Source organism: Serratia sp. G204Y, from assembly GCF_051172435.1.
Lineage (GTDB): Bacteria > Pseudomonadota > Gammaproteobacteria > Enterobacterales > Enterobacteriaceae > Serratia > Serratia sarumanii.
The window spans coordinates 283,756-299,035 of the sequence record NZ_JBPIZA010000001.1 but is presented as its reverse complement, the minus strand read 5'-3'; the positions used below and the strand labels follow the sequence as shown (position 1 = coordinate 299,035).

General features: G+C 63.1%; 13 protein-coding genes. 6 read left to right on the top strand and 7 right to left on the bottom strand.

Features of this window, described 5'->3' with window-relative positions; genetic code table 11:
- Positions 1-24: 24 nt before the first annotated feature.
- The 3 genes from ACSBQQ_RS01430 to ACSBQQ_RS01420 all read right to left on the bottom strand — a co-directional run bounded on the left by ACSBQQ_RS01430 (position 25) and on the right by ACSBQQ_RS01420 (position 2,892).
- Positions 25-1,503, bottom strand: coding sequence for an amino acid permease (locus tag ACSBQQ_RS01430; protein WP_033635259.1), 1,479 nt, complete (start codon positions 1,501-1,503; stop codon positions 25-27).
- 218 nt (positions 1,504-1,721) lie between these two features.
- Positions 1,722-2,588, bottom strand: a complete 867-nt coding sequence (yieE, locus tag ACSBQQ_RS01425; RefSeq protein WP_016926991.1) for a DNA-binding transcriptional regulator YeiE — start codon at positions 2,586-2,588, stop codon at positions 1,722-1,724.
- Positions 2,589-2,694: 106 nt separating this feature from the next.
- On the bottom strand, positions 2,695-2,892 hold the full coding sequence (locus tag ACSBQQ_RS01420; RefSeq protein ID WP_033647996.1) for a hypothetical protein: 198 nt from the start codon (positions 2,890-2,892) through the stop codon (positions 2,695-2,697).
- A gap of 193 nt (positions 2,893-3,085) precedes the next feature.
- On the opposite strand from ACSBQQ_RS01420, the gene ACSBQQ_RS01415 reads away from it, so the two are divergent.
- Positions 3,086-4,159: a YeiH family putative sulfate export transporter gene (locus ACSBQQ_RS01415; RefSeq protein WP_048321814.1), complete on the top strand. Its 1,074-nt coding sequence runs from the start codon at positions 3,086-3,088 to the stop codon at positions 4,157-4,159.
- A gap of 99 nt (positions 4,160-4,258) precedes the next feature.
- Positions 4,259-5,098 (top strand): deoxyribonuclease IV, encoded by an 840-nt coding sequence (nfo, locus tag ACSBQQ_RS01410; RefSeq protein ID WP_033635262.1) that lies wholly within the window; start codon positions 4,259-4,261, stop codon positions 5,096-5,098.
- A gap of 60 nt (positions 5,099-5,158) precedes the next feature.
- On the opposite strand, the gene fruA is transcribed toward nfo, so the two are convergent.
- From fruA to fruB, 3 genes are read right to left on the bottom strand one after another with little or no spacing between them, the layout of a single operon-like run.
- Positions 5,159-6,841 carry a PTS fructose transporter subunit IIBC gene (fruA, locus tag ACSBQQ_RS01405; RefSeq protein WP_435012427.1) on the bottom strand — a complete coding sequence of 561 codons (1,683 nt, stop codon included), beginning with the start codon at positions 6,839-6,841 and terminating at the stop codon, positions 5,159-5,161.
- An 11-nt stretch (positions 6,842-6,852) separates the two neighbouring features.
- Positions 6,853-7,794 (bottom strand): 1-phosphofructokinase, encoded by a 942-nt coding sequence (gene fruK, locus ACSBQQ_RS01400; protein WP_004935702.1) that lies wholly within the window; start codon positions 7,792-7,794, stop codon positions 6,853-6,855.
- On the bottom strand, positions 7,791-8,924 hold the full coding sequence (gene fruB / locus ACSBQQ_RS01395; protein ID WP_033635264.1) for a fused PTS fructose transporter subunit IIA/HPr protein: 1,134 nt from the start codon (positions 8,922-8,924) through the stop codon (positions 7,791-7,793). Before fruB ends, fruK begins: the two co-directional genes overlap by 4 nt.
- Before the next feature lie 247 nt (positions 8,925-9,171).
- On the opposite strand from fruB, the gene ACSBQQ_RS01390 reads away from it, so the two are divergent.
- From ACSBQQ_RS01390 to ACSBQQ_RS01375, 4 genes are all read left to right on the top strand, one after another.
- Complete coding sequence (locus ACSBQQ_RS01390; RefSeq protein ID WP_033635266.1) at positions 9,172-9,594, top strand: nucleotide triphosphate diphosphatase NUDT15; 423 nt, start codon at positions 9,172-9,174, stop codon at positions 9,592-9,594.
- A gap of 232 nt (positions 9,595-9,826) precedes the next feature.
- Complete coding sequence (locus tag ACSBQQ_RS01385; protein ID WP_033648001.1) at positions 9,827-10,987, top strand: NapC/NirT family cytochrome c; 1,161 nt, start codon at positions 9,827-9,829, stop codon at positions 10,985-10,987.
- 12 nt (positions 10,988-10,999) lie between these two features.
- Positions 11,000-13,474, top strand: coding sequence for a trimethylamine-N-oxide reductase TorA (torA, locus tag ACSBQQ_RS01380; protein ID WP_033648002.1), 2,475 nt, complete (start codon positions 11,000-11,002; stop codon positions 13,472-13,474).
- Positions 13,475-13,638: 164 nt separating this feature from the next.
- Positions 13,639-14,814, top strand: coding sequence for a sugar efflux transporter (locus tag ACSBQQ_RS01375; protein WP_060426044.1), 1,176 nt, complete (start codon positions 13,639-13,641; stop codon positions 14,812-14,814).
- On the opposite strand, the gene ACSBQQ_RS01370 is transcribed toward ACSBQQ_RS01375, so the two are convergent.
- Positions 14,811-15,065 carry a YkgJ family cysteine cluster protein gene (locus tag ACSBQQ_RS01370; protein WP_015378527.1) on the bottom strand — a complete coding sequence of 85 codons (255 nt, stop codon included), beginning with the start codon at positions 15,063-15,065 and terminating at the stop codon, positions 14,811-14,813. The two genes, ACSBQQ_RS01375 and ACSBQQ_RS01370, sit on opposite strands and share 4 nt — an antisense overlap.
- Positions 15,066-15,280 lie beyond the last annotated feature (215 nt).

Sequence of the window (15,280 nt, the reverse complement as noted above, 5' to 3'; positions counted from 1 at the left end):
CCGCCGCGTGTCACTCACCGAAGATTACTTCACGTCCATCTTCGGGAATTCCATTTCGCTGTACTTCACGACGCGGGTGCCGCGCGACAGCTTGTAACCGAACCAAATCAGCAGGAACAGCGGAATGCCGATGTAGGTGGCGGTCACGCCGTACCAGTCAATCTTGTCTTGCAGGAAGGCCTGGTAGTTCTGGCCCAGGGTAATGATCAGGCACAGCACGAAGGCGAAGATCGGCCCCAGCGGGAAGAACCCGGAACGGTATGGCAAGTCGTTCAGATCGCGCCCCTGCAGCATGTAACCACGACGGAAACGGTAGTGGCTGATGGCGATGCCCAACCAGGCGATGAAACCGGTCATGCCCGAGGTATTCAGCAGCCACAGGTAAACCGACTGGTTGCCGAACATCGAGGTCAGGAAGCACAGCCCGGCCACCACGCAGGTCGCATACAGCGCGTTGCGCGGCACGCCGCCTTTCGACAGCTTGGCGAAGATGCGCGGCGCCTTGCCTTCCGACGCCAGGGTGTACAGCATGCGGGTAGAGGCGTACATGCCCGAGTTACCGGCGGACAGCACCGCCGTCAGGATCACCGCGTTCATCACCGCCGCCGCCGACAGCAGGCCGGCATGCTGGAACACCAGGGTGAACGGGCTGACGCTGATGTCTTTCACGTCATTGCGCAGCAGGCTCGGATCGGTGTACGGAATGATCAGGCTGATGATCAGAATGGCGAAGATATAGAACAGCAGAATACGCCAGAACACCTGACGCACCGCGCGCGGGATGTTTTTACCCGGGTTCTCCGATTCGCCGGCCGCGATGCCGATGAGCTCGGTGCCCTGGAACGAGAAGCCGACGATCATCGCCACGCCAATCATCGCCGAGAAGCCGCCGGCGAACGGCGCGTCCCCTATCGTCCAGTTCTGCCAGCCGGCGTGCTCGCCGCCTTTCAGAATGCCGACGATCATCAGCACGCCGACGGCGATGAAGATAATCACGGTGCTGACCTTGATCAGCGCGAACCAGTATTCCGCCTCGCCGAACCCTTTCACCGAAATGTAGTTCAGCAGGAACATCAGGCCGAGGAACAGCGCGCTCCAGATCCAGCCGGGGGTGTCCGGGAACCAGTAGCTCATCACCAATTGCGAAGCCACCAGGTCAACGGCGATGGTCACCGCCCAGTTGTACCAGTAGTTCCAGCCCAGCGCGAAGCCGAAGCCTTCTTCCACGTATTTGGCGCCGTAGGTGGAGAATGAACCGGAAACCGGCATAAAGGCCGCCAGTTCGCCCAGGCTGGTCATCAGGAAGTACACCATCAAACCGATCAGAGCGTAAGACAACAGCGCCCCGCCGGGGCCTGCCTGAGAAACCGTGGCGCCCGAGGCGACAAACAGGCCGGTGCCGATGGAGCCGCCGATGGCGATCATGGTCAAATGCCGGGCTTTCAGCTCGCGGCGCAATCCGGGTGCTTGCTGCCCCGATGTTTTTATATCCTGCTGAGCCATTCGTACCCTATCTGCTCTTTGAAAAAATGAGGGCGGATTGTAACAAATACCCGCCGGTGAACTAGCAACATTGCACTGATATAAGATAGCTTCATAATTCAGAGGCAATTATTAGCCGCGGCCCTTATGGCCTTACTTACTCTCATTAATGTGAGCGCGCGCAGGTTTTTATGCTTTCTTCGGCCTGCGCGGCAGCAGAGGGCGTGACGCGCTGTCGATTACAGCGCGCAATAGCTGAGAAAACGCTGCAAGGCGTTGGAAATGTGCTTTTGCCGATGGCGGATCAGGTACAGGGTGCGCCGCAGCGGCGGCAGCGGCACCGGCAGTTCCACCAGCGCGCCGCTGGCCAGCTGTTCCGCCACCACCCGCCGCGACAGGCAGCTGATGCCGATGCCGTGCCGCACCGCGTGCTTGATCGCCTCCGAGTTGCCGAGCTCCATCACCAGTTGAAAATGCGGCAGGTGCGCCAACAGCAGATGATCCAGCACCTCACGGGTGCCCGAACCGCGCTCGCGCAGGATCCAAGGGGCATTGGCCAGCGCCTCCAGCGTTGGCGGCTGACGGGTCAGCGGGTTGTCCGGCGCGGCGAACACCACCAGCTCGTCCTCCAGCCACGGCTGCGTCACCAGCTCCGGCATATGGCAAGGCCCTTCGATCAGCCCCAGATCGACGCGGAAATCCGCCACCGCCACGATCACGTCCTGGCTGTTGCCGACGTTCAGCTCCAGCGGCGTGGCCGGAAAGTCCCGGCGGTAACGGGCGATCATCTCCGGCAGCATGTAGTTGCCGATGGTGCTGCTGGCGGCGATGCGCAGCGCCCCGCCGTCATGGCGAAACAGCTGCTCGATCTCCCCCGCCTGCTCCAGCAGCGCCAGCGCCTTGGGATACAGCAACCGGCCGTGCTCGTTGATCACCAGCCGTTTGCCGACGCGATCGAACAGCTGCACGCCCAGCTGCCCCTCCAGATCCGCCAGCGCCGCGCTGACCGCCGACTGCGACAGCGCCAGCACCACCGAGGCCTGAGTGGTCGAACCGCTTTTCAGCACTTCGGTGAAGACTTCCAGTTGACGCAACGTGATATGCATAGCCGTCCCGGTAATGAAAAAGGGTTCTGCCAGAGAACCGCAAAATGATGTCAACATGCTGTGGAGAGCCCAGCGAGGCCACCCCGTTTACGGCCAATTCGGCGCGCTACTTACCCAAGGCGACCAGCTGCGCCGCCGCGGCCAGCGCCGCCTCGCGCGGCGTGCCGGCTTCGTCCCGCTGTATCAATTGCAGCATCGCCACGAGATGGTCGCGGTCGATCGCCTTGTTTTCTTCAATCAACCGCCGCACCGCGCGGCCCACTTCCCGGTCTATCTGCTCTCTGCGTTGATCGTCGGTATCCATCGCCTGCTCCTGTTCAGTTGGAAAGTTGACGGCGGTTCGCCGCTCCTCCTCACCCTAGCCGCAATGCGGCTGTATGCCAATGCCTGACGCCATACCACTTATTCAGATAGGTTATAAATATATAATCAATTTCTCTTTTATTCAGCCCAAACGTACTCTTGGCAGCAAGAAACAGACTGAAGGACTGACTTTTATGGCGACTGATACCACTCATACTTACCCCGAGCGACGCTTTCCGCTGTTCGGCCTGCCGCGGCTGGTGCCGGGGCTGGCGCTGACCGGCGCGCTCACCGCGCTGGCCGTCTGGGCCGGCGACATTCCCTGGGTGGCGGAGCTGGGCCTGGGGGCGCTGACGCTGGCGATCCTGTTCGGCATTCTGGTGGGCAACACGCTGTATCCCCGCTGGCAAACCGTTTGTCACGGCGGCGTACAGCTGGCCAAACAACGCCTGCTGCGTTTGGGCATTATCCTTTACGGCTTTCGCCTGACCTTTCAGCAAATCGCCGACGTGGGCGCCAGCGGCATCATCATCGATGCGCTGACCCTGACCACCACCTTCCTGCTGGCCTGCTGGCTCGGCAAGAAAGTGTTCGGCATCGACAGCCAGACCGCGATGCTGATCGGCGCCGGCAGCAGCATTTGCGGCGCGGCGGCGGTGATGGCCACCGAGCCGGTGCTGAAGGCCGACTCCAGTAAAGTGGCGGTGGCGGTCTCGACCGTGGTGGTGTTCGGCACCCTGGCGATCTTCGCCTACCCGTGGCTGTATCAGTTGAACGAACACTTCCAGTGGCTGCCGTTCAGCCAGGAAACCTTCGGCATCTATGCCGGCTCCACCATCCACGAAGTGGCTCAGGTGGTTGCGGCCGGGCACGCCATCGGGCCTGACGCCGAAAATGCAGCGGTGATCGCCAAGATGATCCGCGTGATGATGCTGGCGCCGTTCCTGCTGCTGCTGTCGGGCTACATCAGCCGCGGCGGCGCAGGCAAGGCGGAAAAATCCGCGATTACCATTCCGTGGTTCGCCGTGCTGTTTATCGCCGTCGCCGGGCTGAACTCCTTCAACCTGCTGCCGGCCATGCTGGTGCAGCACCTGATCACCGCCGACACCTGGATGCTGGCGATGGCGATGGCGGCGCTGGGATTGACCACCCACATCAGCGCCGTGCGCCAGGCCGGGATGAAACCGATTCTGTTGGCCACGCTGCTGTTCGTCTGGCTGCTGGTCGGCGGCGGCGCGATAAACCAGCTGGTGCAACACTGGCTCTAATCACTCCCTTCTGCCCCTTCTGCGGCTCGCTTCGGCGGGCCGCATTTATTCCGCCCGCCATCAATGCCATAATGTCACCGATAACACAGGAGAATGAAGATGAAGTTTGTCGGTGCACATGTCAGCGCGTCAGGCGGCGTGGATCAGGCGGTTATCCGCGCGCACGAATTGGAGGCGACCGCGTTCGCTCTGTTCACCAAAAATCAGCGTCAATGGAAGGCCGCGCCGCTGGCCGCGGACGTGATCGATAAGTTCAAGAGCGCCTGCGCCCAGTACGGCTTCGGGCCGGGGCAGATCCTGCCGCACGACAGCTACCTGATCAACCTGGGCCACCCGGTGGCCGACGCGTTGGAAAAATCGCGCGAGGCGTTCATCGACGAGCTGCAGCGCTGCGAACAGCTGGGGCTGACGCTGCTGAACTTCCACCCCGGCAGCCACCTGCTGCAAATCGATGAAGACAAGTGCCTGGCGCGCATCGCCGAATCGATCAACATCGCGCTGGATAAAACCGCCGGCGTGACGGCCGTGATCGAAAACACCGCCGGCCAGGGCAGCAACCTGGGCTTCAAATTCGAGCACCTGGCGGCGATCATCGACGGCGTGGAAGACAAAAGCCGCGTCGGCGTTTGCATCGACACCTGTCACGCCTTCGCCGCCGGGTACGATCTGCGCACCGAAGAAGACTGCGAACACACCTTCAAACAGCTCGGCGACATCGTCGGCTTCAACTACCTGCGCGGCATGCACCTGAACGACGCCAAGAGCGAGTTCAACAGCCGCGTCGACCGCCACCACAGCCTGGGGGAAGGCAACATCGGCAAAACGGTGTTCAGCTACATCATGCGCGATCCGCGCTTCGACAATATCCCGCTGATTCTGGAAACGGTAAACCCGGATATCTGGGCGGAAGAGATCGCCTGGCTGAAAGCGCAGCAGTAATGCGGCGCCAAAACGACAAAACCGGAGCCTGAGCTCCGGTTTTTTTATGGCTGGACGCCGTTACGCCACGCTGGCCGCCGGCACTTCAGCACGTTTCAGCAGAGCGTAAGCCACGCCCGCCAGCAGCGTACCGGCGGCGATCGCCACCAGGTACAGCAACACCGGCGAAATCGCGCCCGGGATCAGCAGCACGAACAGCCCGCCGTGCGGTGCCATCAACTTGGCGCCGAACGCCATCGACAGCGCGCCGGTCAGCGCCCCGCCGGCAATGCAGCACGGCAGCACGCGCATCGGGTCGCGGGCGGCGAACGGAATCGCCCCTTCGGTGATGAAGCACAGCCCCAGCACCAGCGCTGCCTTGCCGCCTTCCTGTTCGGATTTCGGGAACTTGCGGCGCGCCAGCAGCGTCGCCAGCCCCATCGCCAGCGGCGGCACCATGCCCGCCGCCATGATCGCCGCCATCGGCGCATACACCGAGGAACTGAGCAGCGCCACGCCGAAGGCGTAGGCCGCTTTGTTCACCGGGCCGCCCATGTCGGTACACATCATGCCGCCGAGGATCGCCCCCAGCAGCACGGCGTTGGCGGTGCCCAACGATTGCAGCCAATGAGTCAGGCCTTCCATGATTTTCGCCACCGGCGTGCCGACCACGTAAATCATGATAAGACCGGTGATCAGACTGGCCACCAGCGGAATGATCAAGATGGGCTTCAGCGCTTCCATACTCTGCGGCAGGCGCAGCTTGCTGCTGATCGCCTTGGCGACGTAACCCGCCAGGAAACCGGCGATGATGCCGCCGAGGAACCCGGCGCCGGTGCTCACCGCCAGCATGCCGCCGATCAGGCCCGGCGTCAGGCCAGGGCGATCCGCGATGGAGAAGGCGATGAAACCGGCCAATACCGGCACCATCAGCGCAAAGGCGGAGCCGCCGCCGATCTGCATCAGCGCCGCCGCCAACGTGCCTTTGACTTCAAACGCCTTGATGCCGAACACGAACGACAGCGCGATGCACAGGCCGCCGGCCACCACCATCGGCAGCATGTAGGACACGCCGGTCAGCAGGTGGCGATACGGGCCGTTGCCCTCTTTCTTTTTACCCGCCGGCGCCGCGCTACCGCGCTGCTGCGGCTGGAACACCTCGGCCTCGGCCAGCGCCTTGTCCAGCTCCTGGGCGGTTTTCTTCAGCGCCAGGCCGGTGGAGGTGCGGTACATCGGCTTACCGGCGAATTTATCCAGGTCCACCTCGATATCCGCCGCGACGATCACCAGATCCGCCGCCGCCACCTCTTCCGGGGTGATGGCGTTGCCGGCGCCGACGGAGCCGCGCGTTTCCACCTTCACCCACCAGCCGCGTTTCTTCGCTTCGCTTTCAATGGCTTCGGCCGCCATAAAGGTATGCGCCACGCCGGTTGGGCAGGCGGTGATCGCCACGATGCGTTTTTGCCCACCGGCTTTCACCGGCGCCGCCTGCGGCGCCTGATAGGTTTCAGCTTCGGCCTTGGCGCGCGCCAGAAAAGCGTCCGGTTCACGCACCGCCTGTTCTACGTCGCCCACATACACCAATTTGCCGTTCAGCCCGGCGTCAGCCGGGGCCGACTGCCCCGCCACCGCCACCAGTTCGGCGTCCTGCAGCGACTCGACCAGCGTCAGGCCGGTTTTGGCCGCGGCGGCCTCCAGCATGTGTTTCGCCAGGTGGCCACGGGCCTGCCCCAGCGAACTGTCTACCATCAGCAGCGTTTTCATTCTGCCTCCTGCTATTGATTGAAAGGTTTCAGATCGACGCGCGCCATCATCGCGGCCAACTGGGGACGATCGGTCACGCCGACGTTGCTCTGGCTGACCGCCAGCGCCGCTACCGCCGTGGCCAGACGCAAGGTGTGTTCGCTGGATTCGCGCATCAGCAGGCCGTAAATCAGGCCGCCGACCATCGAATCACCGGCGCCCACGGTGCTGACCACCTCACAGGACGGCGGTTTGGCGATCCAGGCGCCGGAGGCGTTAACCCACAGCGCGCCTTCCGCGCCGAGGGAGATCACCACGTGGGCGATGCCCTGCTCACGCAGCGCATGCGCGGCCTCGACCACGTCCGCCAGCGCCGGCAGCGGGCGGCCGGCCCAGATCTCCAGCTCGCGGCGGTTCGGCTTCACCAGCCACGGCGAGGCCTTCAACCCTGCGACCAGCGCTTCGCGGCTGCTGTCGAAAATGATGCACGGGCATTTGGCGCGCAGCTGGGTCATCCAGTCGGTAAAGGCATCGGGATCGACGCCGGCCGGCAGGCTGCCGCTCACCGCCACCATGTCAAACTGGCCCAGCCAGCTCAGCGAGTCGCTGACGAAGCGATCCCAGTCCTGCGGCGTCACTTCAAAACCGGAGAAATTGAAATCAGTGACTTCGCCGTCTTTTTCCGTCAGCTTGACGTTGATGCGGGTGCGGCCCGGCACTACCTGGAAGCGGTTGGCGATCCCCAGATCGCTGAACAGCAGCTGGAAACCGTCCTGATTGTCTTTGCCCAGGAAGCCGCCGACGGTGACGTCGATGCCCAAATCCTTCAACACCTTGGCGACGTTGATGCCCTTACCGGCGGCGTGCAGGCCGGCGGTTTTTACCCGGTTGACTTCCCCGCGTTCGATCTGCGGGCAAAACCCCACCAGATCGTACGCCGGGTTCAGGGTGATCGTTGCTACTCTTCTGCTCATGCTGCGCCCTCGCCCAGTCCTTCATTAATCGCTTCGCCGATCGCCTTCAGCGCGGCTTCAGCATCTTCTCCATTGGCGGTAAAGCGCAGGTGATGCCCTTTTTTCACGCCCAGCGCCACCACCTTCATCAGGCTGCGCCCGTTGGCCGGCTTGCCGCTGCCGTCCAGGTTGGTGACGGTGATGTCACTGTTGAAACTTTTGATCACGTTGACCAGCGCCGTGCCCGGCCGTGCGTGCAGGCCGTGCTCGTTGCGGATCACGAACTCGGCGCTCAGTACGCTGCTCTCCTCGGCCACTTCGCTGGTCAGCAGCGCCAGCACCCCGGCGGCATCCGCCTTCAGCAGGCGTTCAGCTTTGTTGGCCAGCAGCAGATCGCTGAGGTAGTTGAGCACCGCCAGCGGCTGCGCGTCGGCGACCGACACCGTCAGCAGCAGCGCCACCGGCTCGCCGTCTTCCACGAAAGCCTGCGCCGGGCGGCTGACGGTGGCTGCGCTGGCCAGGTTGCCTTCAACGCTGTCGCTCAGCCAGATGCCCTGCCCCAGGTTCAGCGGCTTGCGGGTAATGGCATCGCTGACGAACTGCGCGTTGACCGCGCCGGCCTTTTGCAGCCGGCCGGCGTTCAGCGCCTGCAGCGTCATCAGGCTGTCGGCCGCGACGTCGAGCGCAATCAGCGAAACGTCGAACTGGAATTCGGCGCTCTGCTGCTCGCCCATCAGCAGGCCGCGCAGCTCTTCCGCGGAGGTGGTTTTCGCCAGCCGCTCCGCCACGCCGTCATCGCTCAGCACGTGAGTAAGCTGGCGCAGCAGCGCCAAATGCTCGTCGGAACGGGCGGCGATGCCGATCGCCACATAGGCGGTCTGGCCTTCGCCCCAGGCGATGCCCTGCGGGAACTGGAACACCTGCACGCCGGTTTTCAGCACCAGATCGCGGGTATCGGTGGTGCCGTGCGGAATGGCGATGCCGTTGCCCAGATAGGTGGACGTCTGCAGTTCGCGCTGCAGCATGCCGTCCACGTAACCGGCGCTGACGCAGCCGGCTTCGGTCAGGGCGGCGGCCACCTGGCGGATGGCCTCCTGCTTATCGGCGGCAGCGGCGCCCAGATGAATGTCTTGCGGTGACAACTGGAACATGATTCTCCTCTCCTGCTGAATTGAATCGTTTCAGCTTCATTGAGAAAAAGGAGCGTTACCCGCTCGCCACAAGCGGCCGGATAACGCTGAAACGTTTCAAGGAGTGTGTGAGCAGCGCAAGGCGAAAGCAAGCTTTCTCCCTTTTGCCATTGCAGATTTTTGAGCTTACGCACACTTTCGCCGGCGCATTGGTCAGCGCCGGGGCAAAATGACATACTGTGCTGAAACTTTGCTGACGGAGAAAAGCATGAACGTAGTGACCGGCGTCGGGGTGATCATCGTCAACCCACAGGGCGAGATTTTGTTGGGCAAGCGCTGCGGTTCCCACGCGCCCTTTTGGTCGATCCCCGGTGGGCATCTGGAGGCCGGTGAAACCTTCGAGCAGTGCGCCCGGCGCGAAATCGCCGAAGAGACCGGGCTGCTCATCGATCCGCCGCGCTTCGTGGGCGTCAGCAACAATCTGCAAACCTGGCGCGCCGAAGGCAAACACACGGTGTCTGTTTGCCTGCAGGTGGATCACCCCGGCGGCAGCGCCGAGTTGAAAGAACCCGAAAAGTGCGCCGAGTGGCGCTGGTGCGCGCCCGACGCCCTGCCGGAGCCGCATTTCGAAGCCAGCCGCACCGCCATCCGGCTATGGCTGAGCGGCCAGCCCTATTTGCCCACGGCCTGAGCCATCGCGAACGCGTCCTGCGTTCGCTTCCCCTGCCGCTCGACCCCATCGCTATATACACCAGAATATAACGCTATTTTTTGCGATATATGCCCTTTTTTTGACTACGGATAACCCTATGGGGTTAACCCTCTTCTATATTACCCCTGCAATCGACGTGGCATTCTGACCTCCGGTCGGCGGCCTTTTGGCAAGATTTTATTTTAAATTCATAATTATAAGCGGGTTTACCATGAGCAAAAAACTGACTGGCTTTGAAAAAAAGCGCCGGTGGGGATGGCTATGGCTTTTGCTGCTGGGGATTATCCTCGGCGCGGCGCTGTTGGCCGGGACCGCCACCGTATTCCACAAAACCAGCGATACCGCCTTCTGCGTTTCCTGCCACACCATGCAACAGCCGCTGGCCGAATATCAGGGCAGCGTTCACTTCCAGAACACCAAGGGCATCCGCGCCGAGTGCGCCGACTGCCACGTGCCGCACCAGCCGATCGATTACCTGTGGACCAAAATCCGCGCGGTGAAAGACATTTACGGCGAAATGGTCGGCACCATCGATACGCCGGAAAAATACGAAGCGCACAAGCTGGCGATGGCGCAGTCGGTCTGGAAAACGCTGAAAGAGAACGACTCGGCCACCTGCCGCTCCTGCCACAGCTACGACGCCATGGACATTACCGCCCAGCGCCCTGAGGCGCGCCTGCAGCACCCGGTGGCGATCAAACAGGGCGAGACCTGCATCGATTGCCATAAGGGCGTGGCCCACATCCTGCCGGACATGAGCGGCGAAACCCAGGCCGGCGCCGCCGAGCTGGCGAAGGCCGCGGCGTTGACCGCTCCGGACGCCACCACCCTCTACACCATCGCCACCGAACCGTTCTTCCTCAGCGCAGACGACAGCCATAACGCCGGCAACCTGATGCCGTCCACCGAAGTGCAGGTGGTGAAGCAGGATGGCGACAAGGTGCTGGCCACCGTGAGCGGCTGGCAGCAGGACGGCGTCAGCGAAGTGTTCTACGCCGCGCAGGGCAAACGCATCCTCAGCGTGCTGCTGGGTGAAGACGCGCGCCAACAGCTGAAGACCGCCTCCACCCAGACCGATGCGGAAACCGGCCTGGTCTGGCATCAGGTTTCTCTGCAGGTGTGGCTGCCGCGTAAACAGTTGATTGACGATCAGCAAAAAATCTGGCGCTACGCCGCGGACATGATGTCGGCCAACTGCACCGGCTGCCACGGGCTGACCGCGCTCGATCGCTTCAACGCCAACCAATGGATTGGCGTCATCAAAGGCATGGCGCCGCGCACCTCGCTGACGCAGGAACAGCTGCGCGTGCTGACGCAATACGTACAAAAACACGCCAGCGACATGCCACCTGCCGCACCGGCCAAGCTTTAAGGGAGAAGCGCAATGAGCAACCAACAACCGTTAACCATGAGCCGCCGCCGCTTCCTGACCGGGGCCGCCGCGCTGGCCGCCGCCCCGCTGCTGGCGGGCTTATGGCCCAAAGCGGCGCTGGCGCAGGCCATCAGCGAAGCGCTGCCGCAGTTCATCGCCTTGCGTCAGGCGCAAAAAGGCATTCTGACCGGCGCCCACTGGGGCGCGTTCGAGGCCATCGTGCAGGACGGCAAGATGGTCGGCGTGCAGCCGGTGCAGGACGATCCGTATCCGAATGAGCTGATCGCCATGGCGCCTTATCAGGTGCACGCCGAGAACCGCATCAAATACCCGATGGTGCGTAAAAGCTGGCTGGAGGGCGGCCCCGGCAGCCGCACCGAGCTGCGCGGCCGCGACGAGTGGGTGCGCGTCAGCTGGGACAAAGCGACCGAGCTGGTGTGCAATGAGATCACTCGCCTGCAAAAAGATCACGGGCCGCAGTCGATCTACGCCGGTTCCTACGGCTGGAAAAGCGTCGGCATGCTGCACAACAGCCGCACGCTGCTGCAACGCTTGATGAACCTGACCGGCGGTTTCCTCGGCTACGCCGGCGACTACTCCACCGGCGCGGCGCAGGTGATCATGTCGCACGTGGTCGGTTCGATGGAGGTCTACGAACAGCAGACCGCCTGGCCGAACGTAATTGAGAACAGCGAGCTGGTGATCCTGTGGGGCTGCAACCCGATGGTCACGCTGAAAAACAGCTGGAACGTGCCGGATCACGTCGGCCAGACCGGCTTCGAGGCGCTGAAGAAGAAAGGCACCCGGGTGATCAGCATCGATCCGGTGCACAGCGACAGCGCCAAGTTCGTCAATGCGCAGTGGATCGCCCCGCGCCCTTATACCGACGGCGCCATGCTGATCGGCATCGCCCACACGCTGCTGACCGAGAAGCTGCATAACCCGGACTTCCTGAAAACCTACACCGTCGGCTTCGACAAGTTCCAGGCCTACCTGCTGGGCGAGAGCGACGGCGTAGCGAAAACCGCCGAATGGGCGGCCGACATCAGCGGCGTCGATGCCGACACGCTGCGCCAACTGGCGCGCGAGATGGCGAAACACCGTACCATGATCATGGGCGGCTGGGGCATTCAGCGCCAGCACCACGGCGAACAGCAGCACTGGCTGCTGGTGACGGTGGCGGCGATGCTCGGCCAGATCGGCCTGCCGGGCGGCGGCTTCGGCTTCAGCTACCACTATTCCTCCGGCGGCAGCCCGACCGCCAAGGGCGGCATCATCGCCGGCATCTCCGCCGGCAACGCGCCGAAGAACTCGCCGGCGCCGATCCCGGTGGCGCGCATCGCCGAATGCCTGAGCAACCCGGGCAAAACCATCGACTTCAACGGCGCCAAGGTCACCTACCCCGAGGTGAAAATGGTGTATGTGGCGGGCGGCAACACCTTCCACCAGCATCAGGACACCAATAACCTGGTCAAAGCCTGGCAGCGGCCGGACACCATCGTGGTCAACGAGCCTTACTGGACCGCCACCGCCAAGCATGCCGACATCGTGCTGCCGGCCACCACCAGCTACGAGCGCAACGATCTGGAAATGGGCGGCGACTATTCGCAGCTCTACGTGTTCCCAATGCATCAATGCGTGCCGCCGCAGCACGAGTCGCGCAGCGACTTCGACATCTTCTCGGCGATGGCGGCCAGGCTGGGCGTGCAGGAGGCCTTTACCGAGGGCAAGGACGAAACCCAGTGGCTGAAAGGCATGTACGACGACATGAAAAACCAGGCGCGCGCCGCCCGGGTGGCGCTGCCGCCGTTCGACATGTTCTGGCAATCCAACAACTACGTGCGCTTCCCGGTGCCGGAGGCCAACAAGCAGTGGGTGCGCTTTGCCGATTATCGCGACAACCCGCTGCTGAACCCGCTGGGCACGCCGTCGGGCAAGATCGAGATCTACTCCGACGCCATCGCCAAAATGCATTACGAGGATTGCCCCGGCATCCCGACCTGGATGCCGCCGCACGAGTGGTACCGCGGGCCGGAAGCGGCCAAGTATCCGCTGTCGCTCAATACCGCGCACCCGACCAACCGGCTGCACTCTCAGCTCGACAACACGCCGCTGCGCGAGAAATACGCGGTAGCGGATCGTGAAGCGATCCTGATCCACCCACAGGACGCGCAGCCGCGCGGCATCAGCGGCGGCGATCTGGTGCGGGCGTTCAACGATCGCGGCCAGATCCTGGTGGGCGCAGTGGTCAGCGAAGACGTGCGGCCGGGCGTGGTGCGCATCAGCGAAGGCGCTTGGTTCGATCCGGCCGATCCGGCGCAGCCCGGCTCGCTGTGCAAGAACGGCAACGTCAACTGCCTGACCTTCGACATCGGCTCTTCCAGCCTGGCGCAGGGCAACTGCGGGCAGATGGCGCAGCTGCAGATCGAGAAGTATCGGGGGCCGGTATTGAAAAATACCGCGCACGCGGTGCCGCAAGGCGCCTGATCCCGCGATAACCCGCGATAAACTGGGGCGCGCAACGCGCCCCTTTTTTCTCGTCGCCGCGCGACATATCCGCTTACCCTTCGCCGCAAGGGAGCGGTTTGCGTTTCATTTCAACGGGCGTATGATGCGCGCGACCTCCCTTTTTCGACGAATTATCAACCGCCATGCCGACTTCATCCGCAGTAACGCGACGCGCGCCCGATCTCACTTCGCTGGCCTTTTTGGCGGTGGCGTTTCTGACCGGCATCGCCTGCGCGTTGCAAACCCCGACGCTGAGCCTGTTTCTGGAAACCGAGGTCAAGGTACGGCCGGCGCTGGTCGGGCTGTTCTTTACCGGCAGCGCGGTGATCGGCATTCTGGTCAGCCAGTTTCTCGCCGGCCGTTCGGATAAACAAGGCGACCGCAAATCACTGATCTTCCTCTGCTGCATGCTGGGTGCGCTGGGGTTCACGCTGTTCGCCTGGAGCCGCAACTATTACCTGCTGCTGCTCGTCGGCGTGCTGCTCACCAGCTTCGGCTCCACCGCCAACCCGCAGATGTTTGCGCTGGCGCGCGAGCATGCCGATCGCACCGGGCGCGAGGCGGTGATGTTCACCTCCATCATGCGCGCCCAGGTTTCCCTTGCCTGGGTCATTGGCCCGCCGATCGCCTTCGCGCTGGCGCTGGGCTTCGGCTTTAAGGTCATGTATCTGGCGGGCGCGGCGGCCTTTGTGCTGTGTGGCCTGCTGGTGTGGAAGCGGCTGCCTTCGATGCCGAAAACCGCGGCGACGAACGCGCCCCTGGCCGCACCGCGGCAGCATCGCCGCGATTCGCTGCTGCTGTTCGTCGCCTGCACCCTGATGTGGACCGCCAACAGCATGTACCTGATCAACATGCCGCTGTATGTGGTGCACGAGCTGCGGCTGCCGGAGCGGCTGGCCGGGATATTGATGGGTGCCGCCGCCGGGCTGGAGATCCCAATCATGCTGATCGCCGGCATGGTGGCGAAACGCTGCGGCAAGCGTTGTTTGATGCGCGGGGCGGTGGTCGCCGGCGTGCTGTTCTATTGCGGCCTGCTGTTTATCACCGGCAGTTGGCCGCTGATTGCCCTGCAGCTGCTGAATGCGGCGTTTATCGGCGTGCTGGCGGGCATCGGCATGCTCTACTTTCAGGATTTGATGCCCGGTCAGGCCGGCACGGCCACCACGCTGTTCACCAACACCATTCGGGTAGGCTGGGTCATCGCCGGCGCCATCGCCGGTGCGGTGGCGGAAATCTGGAATTACCATGCGGTGTTTTACGCCGCGCTTGCGATGGCGGCAGGCGCGACGCTGTGTCTGTGGCGGTTGAGGGAAGCTTAAGGCGCGGTGTCCGCTTCCAGCCTGGCGAGATAAATCAGCGCCTGATCGCGGTGATCGTGGCACATGTCGCGGCTCGGCTGCAGGCTGCCGCACACCTTCGGCCGCAGCGGCGAATGAAACAGGCCACAGCGCAGCCGTTCATCCAGATGAATGCAGCGGGTATTGGCGGGCTTGCCGTTCGGCATGCCGGGGATCGGGCTGGATATTGACGGCGCGATACAGCAGGCGCCGCAGTCGCTGCGACAGTCCATCAGCGCTACTCCTGGTGGGCTGGGGAAAAGAAGCGCGACAATAGCAGCCGCGCGCGGCGGCCGCCAGCAGAATCCCTGCGCCCCCGCGATCTTTACACTCATCGCCCTGCGCCGGCCGGCTGCATCCTATGGCGAAAAAACGCCCAACAAACCTTGATTTAAAGACAAAAACGCGTGAAGCGTGCAATTACCACGCTTTACATGCGCCATGCGCC

Excerpts from the sequence above, each read along its gene's own strand:
- ACSBQQ_RS01370 (WP_015378527.1), bottom strand. The coding sequence starts at position 15,065 with ATGGACTGTCGCAGCGACTGCGGCGCCTGCTGTATCGCGCCGTCAATA.
- ACSBQQ_RS01375 (WP_060426044.1), top strand. The coding sequence starts at position 13,639 with ATGCCGACTTCATCCGCAGTAACGCGACGCGCGCCCGATCTCACTTCG.
- ACSBQQ_RS01420 (WP_033647996.1), bottom strand. The coding sequence starts at position 2,892 with ATGGATACCGACGATCAACGCAGAGAGCAGATAGACCGGGAAGTGGGC.
- ACSBQQ_RS01415 (WP_048321814.1), top strand. The coding sequence starts at position 3,086 with ATGGCGACTGATACCACTCATACTTACCCCGAGCGACGCTTTCCGCTG.
- yieE (WP_016926991.1), bottom strand. The coding sequence starts at position 2,588 with ATGCATATCACGTTGCGTCAACTGGAAGTCTTCACCGAAGTGCTGAAA.
- fruK (WP_004935702.1), bottom strand. The coding sequence starts at position 7,794 with ATGAGCAGAAGAGTAGCAACGATCACCCTGAACCCGGCGTACGATCTG.
- ACSBQQ_RS01430 (WP_033635259.1), bottom strand. The coding sequence starts at position 1,503 with ATGGCTCAGCAGGATATAAAAACATCGGGGCAGCAAGCACCCGGATTG.
- nfo (WP_033635262.1), top strand. The coding sequence starts at position 4,259 with ATGAAGTTTGTCGGTGCACATGTCAGCGCGTCAGGCGGCGTGGATCAG.
- torA (WP_033648002.1), top strand. The coding sequence starts at position 11,000 with ATGAGCAACCAACAACCGTTAACCATGAGCCGCCGCCGCTTCCTGACC.
- fruA (WP_435012427.1), bottom strand. The coding sequence starts at position 6,841 with ATGAAAACGCTGCTGATGGTAGACAGTTCGCTGGGGCAGGCCCGTGGC.
- ACSBQQ_RS01385 (WP_033648001.1), top strand. The coding sequence starts at position 9,827 with ATGAGCAAAAAACTGACTGGCTTTGAAAAAAAGCGCCGGTGGGGATGG.
- ACSBQQ_RS01390 (WP_033635266.1), top strand. The coding sequence starts at position 9,172 with ATGAACGTAGTGACCGGCGTCGGGGTGATCATCGTCAACCCACAGGGC.
- fruB (WP_033635264.1), bottom strand. The coding sequence starts at position 8,924 with ATGTTCCAGTTGTCACCGCAAGACATTCATCTGGGCGCCGCTGCCGCC.